The 25,749-nt window shown below is 49.9% G+C and carries 18 protein-coding genes and 2 CRISPR repeat arrays; all 18 genes read left to right on the top strand.

The features are described from left to right. The first annotated feature begins 578 nt into the window (after positions 1–578). Positions 579–2,204 carry a tetratricopeptide repeat protein gene (locus DW089_RS09595; RefSeq protein WP_118287196.1) on the top strand — a complete coding sequence of 542 codons (1,626 nt, stop codon included), beginning with the start codon at positions 579–581 and terminating at the stop codon, positions 2,202–2,204. Between the two features lie 2,088 nt (positions 2,205–4,292). Then, a CRISPR array of direct repeats spans positions 4,293–5,741; the repeat unit is 35 nt; unit sequence ATTTACTAAATGATTCCCCGTAAGGGGACGGAAAC. Positions 5,742–6,176: 435 nt separating this feature from the next. Further along, complete coding sequence (gene cas10 / locus DW089_RS09590) at positions 6,177–8,714, top strand: type III-A CRISPR-associated protein Cas10/Csm1 (RefSeq protein ID WP_118287195.1); 2,538 nt, start codon at positions 6,177–6,179, stop codon at positions 8,712–8,714. A gap of 17 nt (positions 8,715–8,731) precedes the next feature. Then, the gene (gene csm2 / locus DW089_RS09585; RefSeq protein ID WP_118287194.1) at positions 8,732–9,136 is read left to right on the top strand and encodes a type III-A CRISPR-associated protein Csm2; all 405 of its coding nucleotides are present in this window, start codon (positions 8,732–8,734) and stop codon (positions 9,134–9,136) included. A 40-nt stretch (positions 9,137–9,176) separates the two neighbouring features. Then, positions 9,177–9,923, top strand: a complete 747-nt coding sequence (gene csm3 / locus DW089_RS09580) for a type III-A CRISPR-associated RAMP protein Csm3 (protein WP_118287193.1) — start codon at positions 9,177–9,179, stop codon at positions 9,921–9,923. Positions 9,924–9,943: 20 nt separating this feature from the next. Continuing rightward, a complete protein-coding gene (csm4, locus tag DW089_RS09575; protein WP_118287192.1) occupies positions 9,944–10,972 on the top strand; it encodes a type III-A CRISPR-associated RAMP protein Csm4 in 1,029 nt (342 codons plus the stop codon). Continuing rightward, complete coding sequence (gene csm5 / locus DW089_RS09570) at positions 10,953–12,152, top strand: type III-A CRISPR-associated RAMP protein Csm5 (protein WP_118287191.1); 1,200 nt, start codon at positions 10,953–10,955, stop codon at positions 12,150–12,152. The genes csm4 and csm5 overlap by 20 nt, the downstream gene beginning before the upstream one ends. After that, complete coding sequence (cas6, locus tag DW089_RS09565) at positions 12,145–12,918, top strand: CRISPR system precrRNA processing endoribonuclease RAMP protein Cas6 (RefSeq protein WP_105325929.1); 774 nt, start codon at positions 12,145–12,147, stop codon at positions 12,916–12,918. The genes csm5 and cas6 overlap by 8 nt, the downstream gene beginning before the upstream one ends. Continuing rightward, entirely contained in the window at positions 12,915–14,240 is a 1,326-nt protein-coding gene (locus DW089_RS09560; RefSeq protein ID WP_105325928.1) for a hypothetical protein, read from the top strand. The genes cas6 and DW089_RS09560 overlap by 4 nt, the downstream gene beginning before the upstream one ends. Positions 14,241–14,264: 24 nt before the next feature. Beyond that, on the top strand, positions 14,265–15,257 hold the full coding sequence (gene cas1 / locus DW089_RS09555) for a CRISPR-associated endonuclease Cas1 (RefSeq protein ID WP_105325927.1): 993 nt from the start codon (positions 14,265–14,267) through the stop codon (positions 15,255–15,257). Continuing rightward, entirely contained in the window at positions 15,257–15,538 is a 282-nt protein-coding gene (cas2, locus tag DW089_RS09550; protein WP_105325926.1) for a CRISPR-associated endonuclease Cas2, read from the top strand. The genes cas1 and cas2 overlap by 1 nt, the downstream gene beginning before the upstream one ends. Positions 15,539–15,758: 220 nt before the next feature. Beyond that, a CRISPR array of direct repeats spans positions 15,759–17,141; the repeat unit is 34 nt; unit sequence ATTTTCTAAATGATTCCCCGAAAGGGGACGGAAA. A 66-nt stretch (positions 17,142–17,207) separates the two neighbouring features. After that, entirely contained in the window at positions 17,208–17,738 is a 531-nt protein-coding gene (locus tag DW089_RS09545; protein WP_105325925.1) for a hypothetical protein, read from the top strand. Continuing rightward, on the top strand, positions 17,735–18,331 hold the full coding sequence (locus DW089_RS09540; protein ID WP_105325924.1) for a bifunctional 2-polyprenyl-6-hydroxyphenol methylase/3-demethylubiquinol 3-O-methyltransferase UbiG: 597 nt from the start codon (positions 17,735–17,737) through the stop codon (positions 18,329–18,331). Before DW089_RS09545 ends, DW089_RS09540 begins: the two co-directional genes overlap by 4 nt. A gap of 227 nt (positions 18,332–18,558) precedes the next feature. After that, complete coding sequence (gene queF, locus DW089_RS09535; protein ID WP_105325923.1) at positions 18,559–19,023, top strand: preQ(1) synthase; 465 nt, start codon at positions 18,559–18,561, stop codon at positions 19,021–19,023. After that, positions 19,016–19,741, top strand: a complete 726-nt coding sequence (gene queC / locus DW089_RS09530; protein ID WP_105325922.1) for a 7-cyano-7-deazaguanine synthase QueC — start codon at positions 19,016–19,018, stop codon at positions 19,739–19,741. Before queF ends, queC begins: the two co-directional genes overlap by 8 nt. Further along, entirely contained in the window at positions 19,716–20,042 is a 327-nt protein-coding gene (queD, locus tag DW089_RS09525; protein ID WP_105325921.1) for a 6-carboxytetrahydropterin synthase QueD, read from the top strand. Before queC ends, queD begins: the two co-directional genes overlap by 26 nt. Beyond that, the gene (queE, locus tag DW089_RS09520; protein ID WP_118287190.1) at positions 20,032–20,685 is read left to right on the top strand and encodes a putative 7-carboxy-7-deazaguanine synthase QueE; all 654 of its coding nucleotides are present in this window, start codon (positions 20,032–20,034) and stop codon (positions 20,683–20,685) included. The genes queD and queE overlap by 11 nt, the downstream gene beginning before the upstream one ends. A 1,744-nt stretch (positions 20,686–22,429) precedes the next feature. Further along, the gene (locus DW089_RS09515) at positions 22,430–23,707 is read left to right on the top strand and encodes a diaminopimelate decarboxylase (RefSeq protein ID WP_118287189.1); all 1,278 of its coding nucleotides are present in this window, start codon (positions 22,430–22,432) and stop codon (positions 23,705–23,707) included. A gap of 32 nt (positions 23,708–23,739) precedes the next feature. Continuing rightward, positions 23,740–25,422: a ClC family H(+)/Cl(-) exchange transporter gene (locus DW089_RS09510; protein WP_233547590.1), complete on the top strand. Its 1,683-nt coding sequence runs from the start codon at positions 23,740–23,742 to the stop codon at positions 25,420–25,422. Positions 25,423–25,749 lie beyond the last annotated feature (327 nt).

Raw genomic sequence — 25,749 nt, 5'->3', positions numbered from 1 at the left:
GTAGAGGTTTATATTATTAGGAACTGTCTACTTGACGGGGAGCACACCAACGTTAGGAAGGCGGATGGAGTTCAAAACCAAGTTGCCCGGAGGGCCTATATATTCTGAAAAACACCTCTACACTTTTCGCAGAAAAGTGTAGGCCATTTCCTTATTCTCCTCATCGATTGTCTGTAATTCCTCATCAACCCCTTTTTATGTTTAACCAATCGCTTAACAGCCAAATGATTTGTAAAGAGGAAGGTGCCTGACGCTAGGAAGGCGGATGGAGTTCAAACCCAGGCCGCCCGGAGTGCCGACCTACGCCAAACCTTCGCTGACCGCACGACCAAAAATCCGGTACAGAGTTTTCTGCAGCTAAAATTTGCTTTACGTTCGAAACTTTGACCTAGTTGCTTCTCAAACCCCGGCACGAGTACTAGCCCCCGCAGACCGCACTAATATCAAAAAAGGAGAGTGGATTCCCGGCACCAGCACTAGGAAGTTCGCTGACCGCACCTCCCCTTGTTGACGTAACCCAATTTCCTCGTTACACTTAACTTACGAACACTTTCTTTCTAACCCACAGGAGTATACCTATGACAACATCCGAAAAAATCCAAGCTGGCAAAAAATTGACCTCCTTGCAGCTGGGTAAGCTGAGGGAGAAGGCCGAAGCGGGGGACGTGGAGTCCCTGGTGCTTCTGGCGCAATATTACGGTCTCGGTGCCGGGGATAACCTGGAGCTGGCGGAAGGCTATGCCCGGCAGGGGGCCAAACAAAACAGTCCGGAGGCCCTGTTGGTGCTGGGCAAGCTCCAGGAAATGGAGGACGAGACCAAAAAGGCTGCGGCCACCTACCGGAAAGCCGCCAAACTGGGGAATACCGAGGCTATGGTGCTCCTCAGCCACCTGTACGAAGAAGGCGACGGCGTACCCCAGAACCAGAAGAAAGCTGACGAATACCTCCGGGAAGCCGCCGGGAAGGGCAATGCCATCGGCATGTGGATGCTGGGCGACCGGTACCTCCACGGACTCTACGGGGAACAGGACGTGGACAAAGCCCTGTACTGGGGCCAAAAAGCCGCAGAAGCCGGCAACCCGGAAGGCTGGGCCCTCCAGGGAGATGCCTACCGCTTTGGCGGCAGGGAAACCCCTGTGGACTGGCTGGAAGCCAAGAGCCTGTACGAACAAGGCTGTACCGCCGGCTCCCTGCTGTGCCACTATTCCCTGGGCACCCTGCTGATTTACCAGCCAAAACCCGACTTTGCCACCGCCCTGCACCATCTGGAATATGCCGCTGGCCGCGGCCTTTCCCTGGCCATGCTGGAGCTCTGCGACTGCTACCGCTTTGGCCGGGGCGTGGAGCGGAATGTAGGCAAATACCTGTACTGGGCCAAAGAAGCCATCCTTGCAGGCTATGACGAAGCCAGCCTCTACCTTGAGGACGCCTTCATGATGACCCGGCAGGAAGACATCCTGCCCTTGGAGAGCCCGGAAGGCGTTGAGAAGCTGCAGAAACAGAACAGCCCCAGAGCCTGGTACCTGCTGGGCAAAATTGCCGAAGAAGGCTATACCGCACTGGGCCTGGACGAACCCGAATATTACTGGCAAAAAGCCGCCGACGCCGGCTACGGCCCCGCCCAGCTGCTGCTGTATATCGAAAGCCAGAACAGACCAGACTACAGCGGCCGCGACAAAAAAGCCCAGAAAGCCGCCCATAAGTACTTGGAACAAGCCGCCCAGTGGGGCGAACCCAACGCCATGTACCTGCTGGCCCTAGAACTGCTGCTGGAAAAATCCCGCACCAAACAAAACCAGGGCCTGAAATGGATGAAAAAAGCCGCCGCCGCCGGCTTCCCCAACGCCTGCTATGACCTGGGCAGCGCCTACCTGGGCGACCCCAGCGCCTACAGCAGCGACCTGGTAGCTTTGGATATCCCCAAAGCCCTGCCCTTGTTGAAACAAGCCGCCGATTGGTATCATGACGAAGCCCTGATGGCCTACGGCACCTACCTCCAGGAAAACGGCAAAACCGAAGAAGAAAGAGACCTGGGCCAAGAGTACGTCAATGAAGCCATGGACCTGGCCAGAGCCCTGGATCCCACCATGGACCCCTATGACCCCATGAGCCCCGAAGAACTGGACCAGTTTATGGATTTGGGCGAGGAAGGACTGAATCAGCTGCTGGAAGATTTGCTGAATGGGAAAAAACCGGAGATTTGAATGTAAAATGAAATCCATAGACGATACTGTGCAAACAGTGTCGTCTATGGATTTTTCTATCTTTGAGATTTTAATTGCCTTCTAGGCACCGGGATTTTTGATTGCAATGTTGGACTTTCGGCCCACTGTGGAAATTGCCCTTCAGGCGATTTGGATTGGGTTGGTGCGGGGCGCTGCTAATATGGGTGCAGGCCCATTCGGGAAGCTTGGATTTTTGTTCGCAATGTTTGCCTTTCCGTTCTCTTTGGGGTATATTTTCAAAAAAGCGACGGAGCGCTGACTATTTTTGAAAACATACCCCGCAGAAACGGTGTACCACAAGCTGTAATCAGCCCCGTGGGTCAAGCTTGGCTGGAGGGACTTTGGGTGCGTTTGCCCTGCCACTCTATCGTGTCCTTACTTTGGGCATGGGGAGTGGTTCGCGGCTCGCTGCTCAGCTGCGTCCTACGGACTTGCTTTGCAGGCCGCTATCACAGGGGTCGTATATTCCACCTTTCTGCGGCTAAAGCCTTGAACGGTGGATACGACTCCCACCTAAGCACCGACACCTTATAGCGGTTCGCAGCTTGCCAGTCATCATCGCCCACAGGGCTTGATTCCTGGGCTGCTATCGCAGGGGTCTCATTAGCCGTCCTTCTGCGGCTAGTAGCCTTGACGGACGGATGAGACTCCCAAAAGCGGGACCCGCAAGGGCCTATCAGGACGACGATGAAGACTCCAGGACACTGCGGAGTGGCAGTTACATTGCTCAAGCTAGGGTAGTGTGTACTCACCCCTCCGGGGCAGCGGGGGAGAGGGGACCTTTCGCCACCCCGCGTTCCAATGGACCCCAGCCGACCCACCACACTTGCCAGGAACGCAGCGTGACGACTTCCTCGTTGGTGCTTACTGCGCAATCACGAGGTTTCATCCATAAAAATGGCTGAAACCAGCAACGAGGCAGACGGTCTGATTTGGTAACGTTTCCTTTGCTTGCGAAAGTCTAGTACTGGAAGTCTGGTAGTGCTTGCCCCAACCGCCGGCAAGTTGCCGGCACCTTCCCCACCTTGGAACATTGTGGGGTGGAGAAGGCATGCGGCCGGAGGCCGCAAATGATGGGATGAACTTCCTCCGTCAGCCTAGCGGCTGACACCTACCACACGCTTGTGGTAGGCTTCCAGTCCACCACTGGTCGAGTAAAATCTAAAGTGCTGATATAAAAATGACCAGTAATTGCTATGGAAGCTTCCTTCAAACGTGAAGGAAGTGGCGCCGCAAGGCGCCGATAGAAGTTCAATTCGGTTTTCGCGGCGCTAGCGCCGCGTTTGCCTTCTCCTTACCTGTTCGCTATGCGAACAGGAGAAGGGGAAGGTGACGGTGGAATCACCGGCGGATGGGGTTCAAAAGTAGGATATCTGCACTACACCCGTTGAGAACGTCGACCAAAAATCCGGTACAGAGTTTTCTGCAGCTAAAAGTCAGCTCCGCTGACTTTTCCGTGGTTCCTTCTCAAACCCCGGCACGAGTACTAGCCCCCGCAGACCGCACTAATATCAAAAAAGGAGGTCCTAGGCCCGCACTACACCCGTTGAGAACATCGACCAAAAAATCCGGTACAGAGTTTTCTGCAGCAAAAAATTGCCCTTGGGCAATTTTTCTGTAGTTGAGCTACATAACGGTCCGCACTAGCCTCAAAAGGGGACAGACCTTTCCCACTCGGGGGGGAGTCGTATCCATTTCTCACGGCCTTGGCCGTAGAGAAATGGAATATACGACCCCTGCGATAGCCGTCCGTGAGCCGAACCCGCAGGGTGAAGGGGAACGGAGCACGGCGAACCGCTGAAAGTGGCACCGTAGGTGCCAATAGGGGCAATCTCCCCAGCGGGCCTTTCCCTCCCTATCCCCTGCAATAGCTTGCATCCTCTCTTTTATTTCGTTATACTAATACTAGTACTGTATTTCATCACCTCAAAACAGCGCCGGGCCGCATGGGGTCTGGCTTTACAAGTATTTTGACGCTGCCCTGTGCACCCATTTTCCCCAATTTCTCCAACAGCGCCGTTTTTTCCTGTTTTTAGCCAGGCAGAAAGCGGGTCTTGGAGGGGTAGGATTTACTAAATGATTCCCCGTAAGGGGACGGAAACGGAAACTTCGCGAAGAAGCTTTGCTCTTTTTTCGTCTAATTTATTTACTAAATGATTCCCCGTAAGGGGACGGAAACTGTTTCACTGCAAACATTACGTACACCTTTAATTTGTTTTTATTTACTAAATGATTCCCCGTAAGGGGACGGAAACATTGTGTATCAAGCTTTTGTGTTGACTTAATCATAAAATTTACTAAATGATTCCCCGTAAGGGGACGGAAACACGATTACATGGCAGAAGATGAGCTGGAAAAAGTAGAAAACCAGATTTACTAAATGATTCCCCGTAAGGGGACGGAAACTTTTTCTTCTTGTTCTTCATTCATGTACTCGTTTAAATTTACTAAATGATTCCCCGTAAGGGGACGGAAACATCCGGAAAATGACTTTCCCAACGCACCCATAAAGATGTGATTTACTAAATGATTCCCCGTAAGGGGACGGAAACTCATTTACGATCCTTCTCAAAAAAATTCATTCGGCTTTTTTATTTACTAAATGATTCCCCGTAAGGGGACGGAAACACAACCATTTTCCGTTGCTTTTCATTTTTTTTTACTTCCAATTTACTAAATGATTCCCCGTAAGGGGACGGAAACAATCTTGTAACCCACCGTGATGTCCATACCCGTGGTTCTATTTACTAAATGATTCCCCGTAAGGGGACGGAAACATCCGCTGGAATACCGCGTGTTTCAGTGTTTTCCATCCATTCATTTACTAAATGATTCCCCGTAAGGGGACGGAAACATGGCATCCACGTATTTGAGATTTCGGACATTACTCTTAACAATTTACTAAATGATTCCCCGTAAGGGGACGGAAACCTTGAAGATACCAGAGGGAAACAATGGGTAAGAAAGTCCCTATTTACTAAATGATTCCCCGTAAGGGGACGGAAACCAGTGTAGCGATGACATGCGGTCACGGACCTGAGCCAAAAAAAATTTACTAAATGATTCCCCGTAAGGGGACGGAAACTTGTTTGTCAACACTTTTTTTTTTGGTGGCGCTCTATCTATTTACTAAATGATTCCCCGTAAGGGGACGGAAACATGGTGGATATTACCCACCGTCAACGCATTCACCAATTCATTTACTAAATGATTCCCCGTAAGGGGACGGAAACATCAGTTGCTCCTTATCGGTATGTCTCCAACCCCCGATTTACTAAATGATTCCCCGTAAGGGGACGGAAACATGGTCTACTAGCTTATCGACATTTATCGTGTTGATTTACTAAATGATTCCCCGTAAGGGGACGGAAACCCGCCCTTGAAATGCCTTGAGTGCGGCCATTTATCCATTTACTAAATGATTCCCCGTAAGGGGACGGAAACTCTACCACCACATAGGTGGCTTCCTTGAAAGGCTGAGATTTACTAAATGATTCCCCGAAAGGGGACGGACCAATCTAATATCCAAATTAAAACAGCAGGCTGTACCATTCTTAACAATAAGCAATGGTACAGCCTGCTGTTTTATGTTTTCCAGCATTCGAATTTAGAACTTCCAAAAACAATCTTTAATAAAAAATCCATCATGGGATGATTTTTGCACAATCCTTATGGTAAAATAAAACTATCAGATAGTTACCACTCGTGGCCCCATGGCCTCGAGGATGATTTTTGTACAATCCTTATGGTAAAATAAAACCATATGTATTAGGCCATTGCCAAAATCGATTTTCCCTAAAACAAGCCTGCAACTGCGGAATGAAATCTCAGCAAGGCAGTAAATGGCAAGGGCTGTTTTATTATTTATTTTTATAGGCAAAGATTCGGTCTAAGCAAAAGAAATTAAATAATCGTAAGATTGGAATATCTCAAGTGGTGAGGAGGAGTTATATGTCACAAGGTGGGTATGACACTCTGGTTAAGGGTGCTCTGCTGCATGATGTGGGGAAATTGGTCTATCGTGCCAATGCCTTGACAGGGACGCATTCTCAAAGAGGGGCGGAGTTTTTAAAGCCCTACTTGGAGGCCGGCACGGCAGACACGGAGGCGCTGCTGCACTGCGTCCGGTACCATCATGGCAGGGAACTCAATCGTGCCAAATTAAAAAATGATGATTTGGCCTATATTGTGTATGAAGCTGATAATATTGCTTCTGGGGTGGACCGGAGAGAACTGGAAGAAGGGGAGGGCACAGGCTTTGATAAAACCTTGCCGCTCCATTCTGTTTTCTCTGCTTTTGGCGGTACTCTCCAAAAGCCCTTTGCCAAATACTATTTGCGGGGGCTTAATGAAGAAGAAAAGTTTAATTATCCTGTCAAAGAAGAACTGCAGGCTTCCAGCGATAAGTATCAGGATCTGGTCAATGTCCTGAAACAAAATTTCCAGCAAAAAAAGCTCAATGATATGACCTGCAACGAACTGCTGCGGATTTATGAAGATGTGACAGCCTATGCGCCCTCCAGTACCAACGAGGCAGAGTTGGAGGATATTTCCCTCTATATGCATTCCAAGGTCACCGCAGGGGTTGCCGCCTGTATGGCAGCTTATTTTGCTGCCAACGGGAAAACCAACTTTAAGGAATTTTGCTTCGAGAAAAATAAAGTGTTCCGTCAGGAAGAGGCCTTCCTGCTGGTATCTGGGGACCTGTCCGGCATTCAGGATTTTATCTATACCATTCCGTCCAAAGGGGCCCTGAAATCCCTGCGCGGCCGGTCCTTTTATCTAGAAATCCTCATGGAAAATGTCATCGATACGCTGTTAGATTCCTTGGGCCTTTCCCGGGTAAATCTGCTGTACAGCGGCGGCGGTCATTTCTATGCCCTGCTGCCTAACACTCCGGCCGCCAGGGCTGGGGTAAAAGCGCACCAGAAAAACGTGAACCAATGGCTGCTGGAGCAGCTGGGCACGCGTTTATACTTGGCCATGGGGATGGCGCCCTGCTCCGCAGAAGACCTGCTTCACTCTGATACCCAGCGCAATGTATTTGCCCGGACCAGCCGTGCAGTGAACAAGAATAAGATCCAGCGCTATGATGCGGAAACCCTGCAGGCCTTGTTTGACGAAAACAGCCCGCTCAATAGAGTGCAGGATGCCACCCGGGAATGCACCATCTGCCATACTTCTACTGCCGAGCTGGAATCCTACGGGGAAGAAGGCTCCGGCCAGGAAGGCTGCCCAATGTGTGCAGGTTTGTTCCGACTGGGCAGCCAACTGGTGGGCAGGCAAGATACCTGTTTTGTCATTGCCCAAGGAATGGTGGATACCGCTTTTGACGGCGTTCCCATGTACGCCAAAGAAGGGAAAGCGGCAATCTATGTGGTGCCAGAAAAGGCTCTTACAACTTTTGCCAAGACCCATAAGCCATTAAGAATCTATGGGAAAAATAAAGCCGTTACCGGCGAATTTGTCAAGCAACGGCTCTGGGTGGCTGATTATGTATGCCAGGGACCCCAGCATCAGGTGCTGGACTTTTCCCAGCTGGCCGATTGCAGTGCAGATGCCGAGGGCAAGGGCATTCACCGGATTGCCGTCCTGCGGGCGGATGTGGACAACCTGGGTGCAGCCTTTATCAGCGGCTATATCAGTGATAAAAAAGGTGATGAAACTAGATATGCCACCCTGTCCCGTTATGCGGATCTATCCAGGGATTTATCCCTGTTTTTCAAGGCCGGCGTGAATAAACTGGCTCAGGGAGAATTGGCGGGGCAGGGCGGCTTTGCCCTGGAACCCTTTTCCATCTGGCAGGAAAAAGAGTCCGGGCCACGGGCCGTCCATGTTATCTATTCCGGCGGTGATGATGTATTCATTGTAGGCGCCTGGCGGGAAGTGCTGGAACTGGCCGCAGAAATCCGGGAAGCTTTCCGGGTCTTTACCCAGGGAAAACTGACCCTTTCTGCTGGTATTGCCTTTTTCTCCCCGTCCTATCCAATTCATAGCATGGCTGCTATTGCTGGAGAATTGGAGGCTATGGCCAAGAAGATGCCGGGAAAAGATGCAGTGGCGTTATTTGGTGTAGCCACCAACGATCACGGAAATCAGCTGCAATGCCAGCATTTGCATGAGTGGAGCAGGTTTGCCCAAGGGGTATGCGGAGAAAAGCTGAACTTCCTAGAAACAGCTTTCAACTTAACCGGGAAAAATACCAAAGGGCTTCCTGTTGGAAAAACCATGTTGTATAAACTTAAAGGTTTATTGGAAGGCTTGGATACTGGGGAAAACAAAATCAATCTGGCCCGCTTTTTGTACACGCTGGCGCGGCTGCAGCCAGATAAACAAAGAAATCAAGCAAAGTACCAACAACAAATGGAGCTTTATAATGAAGTCAGCCGGAAGTTGTATCAGTGGGTGACAATAGAGAAAGACCGGAAGGAACTGCTGACTGCCCTGCATCTGGCGATTTATTATCTGCGGGATAATCAGGGAATCTAAGTGAGGAGAAAAATGCCATGAGTGAAAAAGAAACAACCAATGTCGTTGATCAAGCGGAAAGTGTCATTAAGAACTTGAAAAAAAATGACAAGGGAACCATAGGCCTGAAAACCTCCCAAATCCGTAAATTCCTGGCTTCTGTAAATGTTATTCGCAATAAAGTATTGATTGCTAAAGGAGCCCAGAAAAATTGTGACCCGTTAGCAGATGTGGCGGTGGAGGTCAAGATGCTGAAAGCCAATCTGCTGTATCAGGCCGGCAGGGAACAAGGCTCGGATAAATTCGTGAACGATTTTGTGCAAAAGAGTGGGTTAATCTCCAAAATCGATGGTGTGGGAAAGGACTATAAAAAATTCGATGAACTGTGCAAATACATTGAAGCTTTGGTGGCCTTCCACAAATATTATGGCGGCGCTGATTGAGAACTGGTACATTTAAAAATAGCTTAGAGGAGGCTTTATGATGGAAGGAAACCAGGCGGTATTAAAAGGGAAAATTGTGATTACCGGAATTTTAACAGTCAAAACTGGATTACATATTGGTGTGGGTTCGGACTATGCCCCCATTGGTGCCGTGGACAGCCCCTTTGTCCGGGATCCCCTGACCCACGCGCCCATTATTCCCGGTAGTTCCCTGAAAGGCAAGCTGAGAATCCTTTTGGCCAAAAATCGGGCAAAAGGCTATATCTTGAACAGTTTGGAGCAGGACGATGCAGTCATTGCCCGTCTTTTTGGTATGGCAGGAAAGGATAAGGTACGGCCGGCTCGCCTGCAGTTCTATGATTTATTTGTCACTGAAGAGAGCCAGGAACTTTTTACCAGTTTGGACACGGACACGTATATGGGCGAAATAAAATTTGAAAATACCATTAATCGCCTTTCTGGTGCTGCTAATCCACGTCAAATTGAGCGGGTGCCTGCAGGAATGAAGTTTCGGCTTAAACTGGTATATAACATTGAATTAGAACAAAAGAAACAAGAAAATCAGCAAAATGATGGAATAACAGATATTAAACAAGATTTGCAAGCTTTAGAAGAAGGATTGGACTTATTAGAATATGACTATCTAGGCGGCCATGGATCACGCGGATATGGGAGAGTTGAATTTTCAGATCTTACGTATAGCTATAAATTCTTGGGAGAAACAGCTTCTATAGAATCTGATTTGGATGAGTGCTTTACAAGTCTCAGGTTCAAAAAAAGCAAGTGAGGAGGAAAATTGGATAAGTTATGAAATATTATGTATATTCATTACACTTTCTTACCTCCGTTCACTTTGGCAATACGGCGGAAGGGGGAACTTTGGAAAATGTGGAGTTGTCCTTTTCCTCCGATAGCTTTTTCAGTGCCCTGTGCAATGAAGCTGCCCAGGCCCCGGAATTGCTGCAGACATTCCTTGCGGCCGTGGAGCAGGGGAAAATGGTTCTGTCCAGTCTGTTTCCGTTTTTCGACCGGGAAAAGGAAATCGGCCAGTGGGAATACTATCTGCCCCGGCCTCTGCGGCTGGAAAACAAAAAGCTGGAAACCCACAGCTATCAAGCCACCAAGGCAGAAGCTACCCGCAGAAAAGCCCTGAAGCAGGTCCGGTACGTACGGGCTTCACTGTTGGAAAAGAAAGACAGCGAAAAGACGGAGACTGCTATCCTGGAACAACCCAATTTTGGCCAGTTTGAAACAGTGGCAAAATTGAACCGCAGGTTGGAACCGGGTCTGCCCTATTTTATCGGCTCCTATACCTTTGCTCCAGGCGCCGGCCTGTATTTTATTGCAGGTTTTGGAGAAGGGCAGGAAAACTTAGAAGACCAATTTGACCAGCTGCTGGAACTTTTGGGTTATTCCGGCATTGGCGGCGAGAGAAGCAGCGGCTGCGGCAAATTCGAATTGGCTGCTGATAAGGAAGAAATGGACCCAGCCTATCCGTGTCTTTTTGAGGATACTCAGGCATTGTTAGATATGCTTATTGAGCAGCAAGCCGATTATTATATGACCATTGCAGCTTTGGTCCCTGACAAAAAGGCTATTTCCCAATTGGCAGAAGGAACGTATAAGCTTCGGAAACGCAGCGGCTTCGTCAGTTCTGCCCAGTTGGCAAATGCTGTAAAACGGAACAGCTACTATACGCTGGTGGAAGGCTCTTGCTTTCCACAGCCCCTGACAGGCCGGATGCTTCAGTTCCAGGTTCCTGGCTTAGCTCACCCTGTTTATAGGAATGGTTTAGGAATGTTTGTGGGGGTGCACGATGCAGAACGGCAGAAATGACTTTATAGAACAGAAGTCCATGCTCATAGAAGTAATTACCCCAATATGTATGGGAAATAATAACGCACTGTCATACTTAGATTATTTATATGATAGAGATAGAAAAAAAGTTTATATGTTAAATCAACACGAGTGGTTTAATTATCTTTCCCGTCATAGCGTTTTGCCGCGTTATATCACAAATTTAGAGAAAAATTCCCCTAAAGCACCTTACCAATGGCTAACGACAAAATCCGGATTAGGGGCCAATGCTATAACTTTAGAAAAATTAGGAAAAGCGGTAAAAACAGAAATTGAAGTGTTTAAAAATTTGCAATTGGATAACTCTGGAGCAAAGATTCAACCAACTGTGCGGCTTGTTGCTGGCAATATTTATATTCCTGGAAGTGCTATAAAGGGAATGCTGCGGACCGCTATTTTATTTCATCTTATCCGGCAAAAGAATAACGAAAAATTAAGAAAAGAATATTGGAATAAAGTTGTAAAGGAAATCCATTCTATAGAAAATAAAAAAATAGACGAAATTAAAGCGAAATTAGAAGAGCTCGACAATGAACTGGAAAACTATTTGTTAAAAATAAAAACAGAAAAAGATTTCACGGATGATACCTGTAGCAACGATTGTTTAAGAGGAGTGCGTTGCGGAGATGCAATGCTTGTTGATGGTATGCCAAATGGGAAACGCAGGAATGTTCCTACAGCTATTGTAAAGAAAATAGATATAAAAGATAAGCCGTATAAACCTAATGAAATAAACGTCTACTTTGAGACAATCCGACCAGGAACAAAATTCCAATTTACATTGACTTTGGAAAAACCATTGCTGGCTAATATTGGAATTTCGTCAGTAGACGATTTGATGAAGATTCTGGAGGAATATTACCAATCACTAAATAAAGTTTTAATGGAGGGGTTTCCAAATAGACATGATTTATTTACTAAAATGCGGAAAGGAAATGCATATTTAGGAAGGAATACTGGCTTTTTGCATAAAAGCTTGCTTTGGGCATTGGCAGATACACCAAAAGATGCGGTTCCAGTCATACGGACAATTTTGCATAATGAATTTGAAGATCATAAACATAATATGGACAAGCAAATCTCTCCACATATGTTAAAATGTGTTGAATTTGGGAAAGAATTACAACTTATGGGGGGAGTGAGGATTTACCGTGTTTAGCAAACCCTTAACCACTATTGAATTGACGCTTCAGCCCAAGGAACAAACCAAACTGACCCAATCTGCCGGCAGCCTGCTTCAGGGAGTCCTGATGGAAATTATTGACCCCGACTACGCAGCCCAACTGCACCTGGAGAACCTGCGACCCTACAGTCAATACCTTTATGTGGACAGGCAGGAACACACTCTGAAATGGCGGCTTTCCAGCCTGAACCAGGAGGCGGCCCAGAGACTGCTGGAACTCGCCTGGAATTTGCCGGAGACCTTCCGCCTGAAACAAAAGGGCGTAACCGTGGAGATCACCCAGCGGCAATGCTGCAGAGAAACAGATTATGACACCCTGGCCAATACCTTTCTGGGTGAGGGGAAAAACTACCGCAAACTTCATTTTGCTTTTCTGACCTCCACCACCTTTAAAACCAATGGCACCTATGCCCTTTATCCGGAGCTGGAACTGCTGTTTCACAGCCTGCTCCAACGCTGGAACCACTTTAGTGACAGTGAAGTCATCGATGCTCCGGATGCCGTACAGGAGCTGGTAAACAATCTCTTTGTCGGCGGCTATGACCTGAAGCTACACCCCTTTGCCCTGGAGGGCACCCGGGTCCAGGCCTTTCGGGGCAATTATACCGTAGTTTTAAAAAATAATATCATCTTACGCCGGCTTGCAGCCCTTCTGGCTGACTACGCCCAATTTTCCGGCGTGGGTATCAAAACAGCCCTGGGCATGGGCGGCACCCAGGTAGAAATGGAGCTGTGGCGATGAAAATTTTATACTCAGCTGTAGGAGATACGGACCCCATCCGGGATTTGCGGGATGGAGCCATCCTTCATATTGTCCGCTGGTACCAGCCGGATAAGGCCGTGCTCTTTCTGAGCAAGGAAATGACCGAGAAGGAAGAAGCACGCCAATGGTACACCAAGCCTATCCTAGCGGTAAAACCGGATTGTGAGCTTGAACTGATCAAAACCGATATTGTGGACGTTCACAAACTGGATTCTTTGTACCGGATGACCGATGAGTTCTACCGCCTGGTGGATGCCTATCCGGAGGCAGAAATCCTGCTGAATACCAGCTCCGGTACTCCCCAGATGAAGATGATTTTGGCTGTTCTGGCCATTGAATATGACAAGGCCAAGGCCATCCAGGTTTCTTCTCCCCAAAAAGGCTCCAACCGCAATACTGAGCATTTGTTGGATACTACTCCGGTAGAAGACATTATCGAAGGGAATTTGGACAATCTCCCCGAAGAATGTGAAAATCGCTGTACAGAACCCAAACTGCGCTTTATCAAATACCGGCAGGTGGCCCGGGAACTGGTGGAACTGGTCCAGGCCTACAGCTACAAGAATGCCGTGGAACTGGCTAATAAAAACCGGGATATCCTGTCCCAGGAAGTACTGGACCTGGTGCAGCACGCCTATGAACGCTCCAACCTGGATTACGAGGCAGCAGAGAAAACCTTGAGTCAGTATCCTGCCTATGAGGAATTTCTCTTTCCCCAGGTACGGGACAAAGCTGCCATTAAGCTGCGGGAATACCTGTGGGTCATGGAAATTCGCCTGAAACAGGACTATAAGCAGGACTTCTTTGTCAAGCTGAGCCCATTTCTCTATGAACTGCTCTGTTTTTATATTACCAAAAAGCTCCAGATTCCATTGGAAAAATTCACCGGCAAGAAAAACTACGATAAAATGCAGCTTTCTGAAATCAAAGAGAATTTTCCGGAATATTACCAGAAGCTTAAGGATACCTTACCTTATCCCCTGCGGGATGGGCAGAATTTGTCCTATTATTATCTGGAACTGTTCCTGCAGACCCGAGAGGAAGTACCGGAGGCTATCAAGAAAACGTTGCAGACCTTGCGGAACGTAGAAAGCAAAATCCGCAATAAACAAGCCCATCAGATTCAGCCACTGACCGATGCTGATGTGAAAGCTGCAGTGGGAAAATCCATGCAGGAAATCTATCAGGACATTCAGGCGGTTTTTTATTTTGTTCTGGGGGATCATTACCGGGTGCCTAAAGAAATGGTGTATGATCAGCTGAACCAAAAACTGGAAGAACTGCTGAAAGCTCAGGTATAATCATTTTTTAGAGGAGGCAACGGGATGACGTCTCTGTATGTAACTGAAGGCGGCGCTTTTATTCGGCGCATAGGCGGCCATGTAAGCATTGGGCGGAATAACGAAGTCTTGATGGAAGTTCCCTTGGAAAAGGTGGAAGATGTTACTGTGGTAGATCATGTCCAAATTTCCTCCAATTTACTCACTGATTTAATTCAGCGCGGAATTCCTATTACCTGGCTTTCTGGAAAAGGACAATATTTTGGTACATTGGTGAATACCCAGCAGGTGGATATTTTTAAGCAGCAGAAACAGTTTGAACTATTGTTAAATGGAAGTTTCTATTTTGAGCTGGCTAAAAAAGTCATAGCTGCCAAGACACATAACCAGTTAACGATATTGCGTCGATATCAGCGAAATGTAGCTGAAGGATTATTGGAATCGCAGATTCATAATATCGTTACGCTGCGGGGACGTATTTTCAGAACCGAAAATGTGCAAGAACTGATGGGTTATGAAGGAATCATCAGTAGGGTATATTTCGATGCGTTGGGGCAGATTGTTCCCGAGGAATTTGCGTTTTCCAAGCGTACCAAACATCCACCAAGAGATCCTTTCAATTCTATGCTGAGCATGGGCTATAGTATGCTCTTTAATGAGATTCTTAGTTCAGTTGTAGGCCAAGGTCTGCATCCCTATGTAGGCTTCTGCCATGCCCTGGCTAAAGGCCATCCAGCCTTGGTTTCCGACTTGATTGAAGAATGGAGAGCTCCTTTGGTGGATTCGTTGGTGCTGAGTTTAGTGAGAAAGCATATGGTGAATCTGGACTGTTTTGACACGATAGAAGAGGGTTGTTTTTTGAATGCAGAAGGACGAAAAATCTTCCTTCAGGCGTATCACAAAAAACTTTGCTCGAACAATCAATATATTGAAGGGGCTCATAGTTACCGGGAATCCATTGCCCAGCAGTGCAGGGCTTATGCAGCAGCACTTAAAAATGAAGATTTTGCCTTATATAAACCCCTGGAGATTTTCTGATGAGAGAAAAAGAATGTATCGTCCTGATTATCTATGACATCGTAGATAACAAGAAACGGAATAAAATGGTAAAGTGTCTGGAACGGTACGGCGTGAGAGTGCAGAAATCTGCTTTTGAGGCACTTTTAGGACGCAAAAAGTATGATCGATTAATTGATGAAAGCCATCGTATAATCGACCCTGCAACAGATTCCTTGCGTATCTATATTCTTGATTCTATTGTGAATGTCTACACCTGGGGACTGGGCGAACGGAAAGAAGAAGACTGCGTGATTTTGTAAGCTAAGAGAATAAGCAAAATTCTCTTTACGGACGACAGTAAGTCCTGTTATACTAAAAAGCAGTTGTTCTGCACTTGATAGTAAAACAGCGCCGGACCGCATGGGGTCTGGCTTTGCAGGTATTTTACCGCTGCTATGTGCACCCATTTCCTCCAATTTTACCAACAGCGCCGTTTTTCCCTGTTTTCAGCCAGGCAGAAAGCGGCTTCCAGGGGCTAGGATTTTCTAAATGATTCCCCGAAAGGGGACGGAAAACGTAATAGGTGGTGATATGTTATACAGGCCCATCTATATTTTCTAAATGATTCCCCGAAAGGGGACGGAAAACAATGGGGACTCAATCATTTGACCGTTGCCCTGCCCTGCATTTTCTAAATGATTCCCCGAAAGGGGACGGAAAACCCTACACCGGGCGGCGATGGGTAAAACCACTTCTGTTCATTATTTTCTAAATGATTCCCCGAAAGGGGACGGAAAACTGGGAATTATCAAGTGTTGTACGCAAGAGACGGACAAAATTTTCTAAATGATTCCCCGAAAGGGGACGGAAAACCAATGTCCTGTGCTACTATATCAGTGTAGCGGGGACATGAGATTTTCTAAATGATTCCCCGAAAGGGGACGGAAAACCTATCGGTGTTGGTCAACAGTTTGGTGTTGATCCTCACAACATGATTTTCTAAATGATTCCCCGAAAGGGGACGGAAAACACTTTTCAGCCTGTAGTCTTGACTGTGTAGGCTATTTCATTTTCTAAATGATTCCCCGAAAGGGGACGGAAAAGCTGACCTACAACATCGATAAGAGGTAAATGTAATTGAATTTTCTAAATGATTCCCCGAAAGGGGACGGAAAAATTTTTTCACTCCTTTTTCCATTCGTTCGTCGTCCACTTTATTTTCTAAATGATTCCCCGAAAGGGGACGGAAAATTATTGTCAACACTTTTTTTTGATACCTGCTGATGTTGACCATAATTTTCTAAATGATTCCCCGAAAGGGGACGGAAAATGCCAGGACCTTCAGCCACAAGGGTACTTTCTTTCTTGTCAATTTTCTAAATGATTCCCCGAAAGGGGACGGAAAACTTGGTGGCTCTCTGGCTGTTGACTGCGCCAAAGGATTACATTTTCTAAATGATTCCCCCGAAAGGGGACGGAAAACCAGATTTTTCATGATTTTTTTTCCTCCCTTTTGTGAAATTTTCTAAATGATTCCCCGAAAGGGGACGGAAAACCATCGGAGAATAACCGCTTTTGCTCTTCTGTATGAATTTTCTAAATGATTCCCCGAAAGGGGACGGAAATCATAGCGGAAGGTGTGCCCGCACAACCATACTGTTTTAACATTTTCTAAATGATTCCCCGAAAGGGGACGGAAATGGTATACCTTGGGCGGCAATAACATAGCTTGCCCCGGATTTTCTAAATGATTCCCCGAAAGGGGACGGAAATCGTCATTGTCCCACTTGTGCTTTTGGGACACGCTGGCGGTCTATTTTCTAAATGATTCCCCGAAAGGGGACGGAAACTTAAAAGCAACTGCGTATTGGCATACGATGTAATTCTGGATTTTCTAAATGATTCCCCGAAAGGGGACGGAAATTTTTGCTATATGAGCTTCCTATAGCAAAGACAATTTTTTTAGCTTTTTCCCTTGGAGGCGTCACGATGACCAGTGAGCTAAAGGTTTTACAGCAGCAGTTCCCCCGGGTGCAGGCCTGCTGGGCTGCTATTGTTCTCTACGGGCAGCATTCTGCTACCTACAAATTTGCTTTGGCGCGGTGTCTGCTGGAGCTGGCGCAGCGGGGGCAGAAACGGGTCTCGCTGGAAGAGTTGGCGGTGCCCTATGCCTGGTACTTGTGTATCCACACGGCCAGGGCGCCTCGGCAGTTCACCAGTCGTTCCAGTACGGTGTTTCGCAGCTGTGAGGAGTTCAATGCGGGCAAAATCAACCAGGAGGCGCTGCTGCAGGTGGTGGTGCAGTACGGGTTCAACAATGTTCTTGACGCTTTCCACATTGTAAACGGGGAAGCGGTGCCGGTGCGGTTTTTTGAAAAGCGGTTTGTGGGCAGCAGCAAGGGTATTGTGCTGACGGAGGCTTTGTTTCAGCTGGTGCGGCAGGGGAATGTGCAGCAGCTGCTGCTGGAAGTGGAGCAGCGCTGGGGTGAAGTGGAAGCGGCCTGGGCCAGGGGGAAATGATGAGCTGGGAAAACGACAGGACCATTGCTTACTACAATGCCCAGGGGGAAAGCTACTATGCCCGGACGGTGGGGGTAGATATGGCTGCCAACCGGGACCGGTTCCTGGGGCTTGTCCAGCCGGGTGGGCGCATTATGGACCTGGGGGCAGGCAGCGGCCGGGATCTGGCGGTTTTCCGGCAACGGGGTTTTGCGGCTGAGGGGCTGGAGGCCTCGGAGGTGCTGTGCCGGCTGGCTGGGCAGCACGCAGGGGTCCGGGTGGTATGCCAACGGCTCCAGGACTGGCAGGGGGAGCAACTGTATGATGGCATTTGGGCCAATGCGGTGCTGCTCCACCTGACGAAAGGGGAATGCCGGAAGTTCCTGGGCAGGGTGGGGGACTGTCTGGCGCCGGAAGGTATATTTTATTTTTCCCTGAAATGTGGTATCGTAACAGGGATGGACGGGGAAGGCCGGTATTTTGCCAATTATTCCCCCCAGGAGATCCGGCAGTTGGTGCAGGGAAGTGGGCTGAACTTGCTGGAGCTGTGGGAAAGCGGGGACCTGCTGCAGCGGCAGGGATTTTGCTGGGTGAATGTGCTGGCGAAAAAGTAAGGATGCTTTACAGTCGCTCCAATCAAAAGGAGCGTGGGTTGAAATTATTATTGAACTAACGGATAATTATTATCCGTTATGTCGCCCCTTTTCACAAGGGGCGTGGATTGCCAGTCCAGGGCGTGCTGCCCTGGGCTTTTGTTTGTTTTTACGGTTAGACGTTCGAGGCAAGATGTTATATAATAGGATATTGACAACCCTAAGGGGAATGTTTTTAGGAGGTTATTATGAGAACGAAAGAAGAATTGGCAGGGATTACGGAACTGGGCAGCGGCAAGACTGTTTATGCCAACACCTACAATCCCGGCGTACTGGAATGCTTCCCCAACAAGCACGAGGAAGCGCCTTATATGGTGAAACTGAATTGTCCTGAATTTACCAGTCTGTGCCCGAAGACGGGGCAGCCGGATTTTGGCCGGATTGTGATCAGCTATATTCCGGACCATGCGTTGGTGGAAAGCAAGTCTCTCAAATTGTACCTGTTCTCTTTCCGGAACAACGGGGATTTTCACGAGGACTGTGTGAATATCATCAAAAACGACCTGGTGAACTTGCTGCACCCCAAATATCTGGAGGTGGCGGGGTACTTTAATCCCCGGGGCGGCATCAGCATTCTGCCCTTTGCGGTGTATGCCCAGCCGGACTACCAGGATATGGCCAAGCGGAGAATGGAGGCTTTCATCCATGAGTAAGAAAGCACTGGTGCTTTCCAGCGGCGGGGTGGATTCTACCACCTGTGTGTCGGTGGCGGTGGAGACGTTCGGGAAGGAAAACGTGTCCACGGTTTCCATTTTCTACGGCCAGAAGCACGTAAAGGAACTGGAAGCGGCCCGGAAGGTGGCGGAGTACTATGGTTTGCCCCATTATGAGCTGGATCTGTCCGGGATTTTCCAGTATTCCAACTGCTCCCTGCTCCAGGGCTCCACGGAGGAGATTGTCCATAAGAGCTACGACCAGCAGATTGCGGAAAACGGGGAGGGGAAGGTTTCTACCTACGTGCCTTTCCGGAATGGGCTGATGCTGTCGGCGGTGGCCAGTCTGGCTATGAGCCTGTACGAAAACGATGACGTGGCCATTTACCTGGGGGCCCATGCGGACGATGCAGCAGGGAACGCCTATGCGGACTGCAGCGAGGAGTTTGTGGCTGCCATGGGGAAGGCCATTTCCATCGGCACCTACAACCAATGTCATTTGGAAGCGCCCTTTGCGGGGCTGAATAAGGCCGGGGTGGTGAAACGGGGCCTGGAACTGAAGACTCCCTATGAACTCACCTGGAGCTGCTACGAGGGCGGCGACCGTCCCTGCGGCACCTGCGGCACCTGTATCGACCGGGCCAGGGCTTTTGCGGCCAACGGGGTCCCGGACCCAGCTTTGGAGGAATATGATGTACACAGTAACAAAAAGAATTGAAGTCAGCGGCGCACACCGACTGGACCTGAACTATACCAGCAAATGCACCCACCTGCACGGCCACAACTGGATCATTGATGTGACCTGTCAGCGGGAAGAGCTGGACGAAAACGGCATGGTGGTGGATTTTGGCAAGATCAAGGAAGTGGTCATGGCCCTGGACCATGCGTTCATCAACGATGTGGTGAAAATCAACCCTACGGCGGAAAACATCGCCAAATGGATCCACGACCGGGTTCCCTACTGCACCCGGGTTTCCGTCCAGGAATCGGAAGGGAACGTGGCGATTTATGAAGACTGAGTTTCCCCTGGTAGAGATTTTTGACTCCGTGGAAGGGGAGGGGAAGCGCACCGGCTATATGGCGGTGTTTGTGCGCTTTGCCGGCTGCAACCTGCGCTGCAGCTACTGCGATACGGCCTACTCCTGGAACGTGAAGGACGCGGCGGAGGTGCTGAACCTGGCGGAGCTGCTGGACCGGATCCACAGCTACCCCTGGAAGAAAGTGACCCTTACTGGCGGCGAGCCTTTGCTCCAGCCCCTGGAGGAGCTGTGCGGCATCCTCAGCCAGGAAGGGTACGAGGTGAATATCGAGACCAATGGCTCCGTGCCCCTGCTGCAGAAGCGGCCTGCCGGACTGTTTTATACTATGGACGTGAAATCCCCGTCCTCCGGCGCCCGGGAAAAGATGCTGATGGGCAACCTGTCCCAGCTGAACGAAGACGACGTGGTGAAGTTCGTGGTGGGCAGCCAGGAAGACTTGGCGGATATGGTCAAGGTACTGGAACAGTACCCCTTTACCGCCAAAGTGTACCTGTCCCCGGTGTATGGGGAGATAGAGCCTAAAGAACTGGTGGAGTTCGTCCGGGAGCACAAGTTGGCCAATGTGTGCGTCCAGGTACAGCTGCATAAGGTGATTTGGGACCCGGCCATGCGCGGGGTGTAGTGGGAATATGATGTAAAATGGGAAAACCAGGCTTTCGGATTGGACGAAAGCCTGGTTTTTTGATGAGAAGAAGGGGCCCTTCGGGCATTCTGAATTGGGTTGGTGCGGGGCGCTACTTAAATGGGTGCAGGCCCATTCGGGGACTGGGATGGTGTTCGCAATGTTGGCCTTTCCGTTCTCTTTAAGGTATATTTTCAAAAACGCGACGGAGCGCTGACTGTTTTTGAAAACACACCCCGCAGAAACGGTGTACCACAAGCTGTAATCAGGCTAGTACTGGCAAATTTGTTGCAGCTACCCTAGTGCGTTTGCGCTGCCCCTCTATCGTGTCCTTACATTGGGCATGGGCCTCTGAAGTGCCGACACCTTACCAAAAGCGGGACCCGCAAGGGCCTATCAGGACGACGATGAAGACTCCAGGACACTGCGGAGTGGCAGTTACATTGCGCAAGTTTGGTACGTGTGTATGCACCCCTCCGGGGTAGCGGGGGCGAGGGGACCTTCCGCCACCGTGCGTTCCAAGGAATTGTGGACGACCCACTACACTTGCGAGGAACGCACGGTGGCGACTTCCTCGTTGGTGCTTCGCTGCGCTCATCACAGGGCATCTTCCAAGGGGGCTTGGAAAATGCCGCAACGAGGCAGATAACTTGAGGTGACGTTCCCGTTTCTTACAATACTCTAGTGCAAGAACCTTGGTCGTACAAGACCCCATCCGCCGGCGAGTTGCCGGCACCTTCCCCGCCTTGGACCACTGTTGGGCGGAGAAGGCAAGCGGCCGGCGGCCGCAAAATATGGGTGAACTTCCTCAGTCATCCCTCTGGGCTGACAGCCCCTTCACGCTTGAAGGGGCCGGCCTTAGGCCCATACGAGTCATGTGCTAAACGGGTTTTGAGAAAAGAATTATGATAGGTAAAAAAATTCTACATCTAACCACATCTAGAACTTGAACAGCAGCGGCATAGAACGCTTCCTGTAAGCGTTGCGGCCGCATCCAAACATCCCCACAGGCATCCAAAGGATGTTTGGTCAATAAGGCCCATGCGACAGCCGTCCAGGAGCCAAGCCTGCAAGGCGATGGCGAATGGAATACGGCGAACCGCTGTAGGAAGTGGCACCGGTAGGTGCCGATAGAAGTTTAATTACCGCTTTTTCGCGGCGCTAGCGCCGCATATGCCTTCCACTTACCAGTGCACTGCTTGGCGTGCACTGGTAAAGAGGAAGGTGCCTGACGCTAGGAAGGCGGATGGGGTTCAAAATCAGGTTGCCTAGGCCAGCACTACACCCGTTGAGAACGTCGACCAAAAATCCGGTACAGAGTTTTCTACAGCAAAAAATTGCCGTAGGCAATTTTTCTGTAGTTGGACTACATAACGGTCCGCACTAGCCCCAAAAGGGGACAGGCCTTTCCCCATTTGGGGAAAGCGGCACCACAGGTGCCGATAGGGGTTTCCAAGCCCGCCTAGGCGGGCTCTATATATTCTTAAAAACACCTCTACACTTTTCGCAGAAAAGTGTAGGTTTTCCTCCTTATTCCCATACTCTATTCCCCCTTGTTCGCCCTAACTTACGTACTTTCACCTAGAAAAACTCCTTCTCGTTCACAAAATGTGTAAGATCTGTCTCATTTCCTCCAATACACATTCTCTTCTGAAAAAAACTCTTTCATTCTCTCCCCCGATAATGGTAAAATAAAATACAGTGTACAATACACATATAAACCTGAGGGGGGTATATTCGTATAATGAAGAAAGTTCCTTTTGTAACGAAAGAAAAGGTCCTGGAGATTGCCAAGACCTATGACACTCCGTTTTATTTGTATGATGAGAAGGGTATCCGGGAGACGGCTCGGAAGATTCGTCAGGCTTTTGCCTGGAACAAGGGTTTCAAGGAATATTTTGCGGTGAAGGCTACACCGCTGCCGAAGCTGCTGGAGATTCTCCAGGAAGAGGGCTGCGGTACGGATTGTTCTTCCTACACGGAATTGATTATGTCCGATGTATGTGGTTTCAAGAAGCATGATATTATGTTTTCTTCCAACGATACGCCAGTAAAAGATATGAAATTGGCCAGTGATCTGGGGGTTATCATCAACCTGGATGACTTTACCATGATTGACTTCCTGGAACAGGTGGCTGGCAGCATTCCGGAAACCATCTGCTGCCGGTTTAACCCGGGCGGGGTGTTCAGCCTGGGCAACGGGATCATGGACAATCCTGGGGACGCCAAATATGGTATGACCCGGGAACAGATTCGGGACGCTTTCAAGATCCTGAAGGAAAAGGGTGCCAAGCATTTCGGTATCCATGCGTTCCTGGCCAGCAACACGGTGACCAACGACTACTATCCGGAACTGGCCCGGCAGTTGTTCCAGCTGGCTGTGGACCTGAAGGAAGAAACCGGCGTGGCCGTGGAATTCATCAATCTGTCCGGCGGCGTGGGCATTCCTTACCGTCCGGAACAGGAACCCAACGACATTCTGGCCATTGGTGCCGGGGTGGAGAAGGTGTACAACGAGGTGCTGGTTCCGGCTGGCATGGGCAATGTGGCCCTGTTCACCGAAATGGGCCGTTTTGTGACGGGTCCTTACGGCGCTTTGATCACCAAGGTGCTGCATTTCAAACATATCTATAAGGAATACGCCGGGGTGGATGCCTGCGCAGCCAACCTGATGCGGCCTGCCATGTACGGGGCTTACCATCACATTACGGTGCTGGGCAAGGAAGACGCACCCTGCGATACGGTATACGATGTGACCGGCGGTCTGTGCGAAAACAACGACAAGTTCGCGGTGGACCGTCCGCTGCCCAAACTGGAAAAGGGCGACTATCTGTTCATCCACGATGCCGGGGCCCACGGTTCCGCCATGGGTTACAACTACAACGGCAAGCTGTGGTGTGCGGAATTCCTGCTGAAGGAAGACGGCAGCATTGAAATGATGCGCCGTGCCGAGACTCCTCAAGATTACTTTGCTACGTTGGACTTCACCGGCCTGTTCGACGATCTGAAGAAGTACGAGTGAATAAAAGCGAGCGGGAAAAGACGCTGCAGGGTATGCTGCACATACCCGGTCTGAAGCTGCGTCTGGCCTTCGAGGGCATTTTGGTGGGAGTGGCGGCCGGCTTATTGATCACTCTCCTGCGTTTGGGGCTGGGTTTTGTGGCTGAACGGCGGGATTCCATGGTGGAATTTCTGCAGAACGTGCCTCCCGCGTACGTCTTATTATGGGTAGGGGCCCTGGTGGTGCTGGCCATCATCATGGGCGGCCTGGTCCGCTGGGCGCCTATGGCAGGCGGCAGCGGCATTCCCCAGGTCCGGGGCATTGTGCTGGGACTGACCAAAAGTCCCCACTGGGCCCGGGTCATCTTTGTCAAACTGGTGGATACGTCCCTGGGTATTGGTGCCGGGCTGTCCATGGGCCGGGAAGGGCCTTCGGTACAGATTGGGGCCATGTCCGGCCAGGGCATTAGCCGCCTCCTCAATAACACCAATCTGGAGGAGCGGGCGCTGATCAGCAGCGGTGCCGGGGCAGGGCTGGCTGCGGCCTTTAACGCCCCTATGGCGGGGGTCATGTTCACCATGGAAACCATCCACAAGAATATGTCCGCTATGGTCATGGTACCCACCCTGATGGCCTGTATTGTGGCCACGGTGCTGGTGCATTCGGTGTTTGGCTGGGAAACGGTGTTCCTGATTCCCAAGATGCCCATTATGCCGGTGGAATACCTGCCGCTCCTGATCGGGCTGGGGCTCTTTACCGGGCTTATGGGGGTGGCTTTCAACAAGGGCAGCATGAACATGGGGCGCTTTTACGGCCTGCCCATTTTCCGCTACCATTGGATGAAGCTGGCGTTCCCGCTTCTCTTAACCATTCCCCTGACCTATCTCCTGCCTGAAGTGCTGGGTGCCGGGGATAATATCATCGAGGATATGGTGGAGCTGAAGGGGACGTTGGCCATTCTCCTGGTGCTGCTGGTGGGCAAGTTTGTGTTCACCCTGTTCAGCACCGGGTCCGGAGCCCCTGGCGGCAGCCTCCAGCCCATGCTGGTACTGGGCGCTGTCTGCGGCGCCATCTACGGCAACGTAGCCATGGAAATGGGCTGGCTGCCTCCCGAATACCGGCTCCACATGGTGGTCTTTGCCATGGCCGGGTTCTTTACCGGCTGCGTCCGGGCCCCCGTTACCGCCATTTTGCTGCTGTTGGAACTGACAGGACGGTTCTATCACCTGGTGCCCCTGGGCATCGTGTCCCTGTTTGCCTATGCAGCCGGCGAACTCTGCCACGACACCCCGATCTTTGACGCCATGCTGGAGAAAATCATCGACAAGCACGAGCGGAACAAGAACAACCTGGTGGCCCCCGCCCAGCAGAACCTGCTGGAAGAAGCGGTAGAAGGCGGGTCCCCGGTGGAGGGCAAGACCCTGGCAGAAATCCGCTTCCCGGGCAGAGCGCTGGTAGTCAGCGTCCGCCGGGGCGACCAGGACCTGATTCCCCAGAGAGATACACGGTTACTAGCCGGCGACTATGTGTATCTCATCCCCAACCACGCCAAACTGCGGGAACTGGCACGATTGTTCCGCGCACGGGTGGAAGAACGGCCTGAGTGGGCTGGGAAGCTGGGGGAGGAAAGCGGAGAGAAGAAAGCCGCTGCAGAATCCCCGGTACCTCCAGTAACGCTTGAAGCAGGGAAGAATGGTAAGGGTGGAAAAGCGGCGAAGGAAGAAAAGAAGAAGTAAAAACAAAGAAGAATATGAAAACGACTTGCGAACTCGGGAGAGGGCGCAAGTCGTTTTTTTTGAAGGGAGAGGGTGGGGTGGGGCGTTACTAAAATGGGTGCAATTGGAGTGCTTGTTCGCAATGTTTGCCTTTCCGTTCTCTTTGGGGTATATTTTCAAAAAAGCGACGGAGCGCTGACTATTTTTGAAAACATAGCCACCAGTTGGTGCGGTCAGCGAACCTGAAGTGTGCTGGCTCGGGGTATCCACTCTCCTGCATCACTACCTTTAAAAGAGGTAGTGATGCTTTCCTCTCCCCTCGTATGATATGTATGTGAGTTATTAAAA

It is taken from the genome of Acidaminococcus sp. AM05-11 (genome assembly GCF_003472805.1).
In the GTDB taxonomy this organism is placed as follows: domain Bacteria; phylum Bacillota; class Negativicutes; order Acidaminococcales; family Acidaminococcaceae; genus Acidaminococcus; species Acidaminococcus hominis.
Note: the sequence above shows the minus strand (reverse complement) of the source record. Positions and strands in the feature narration are given on the sequence as shown.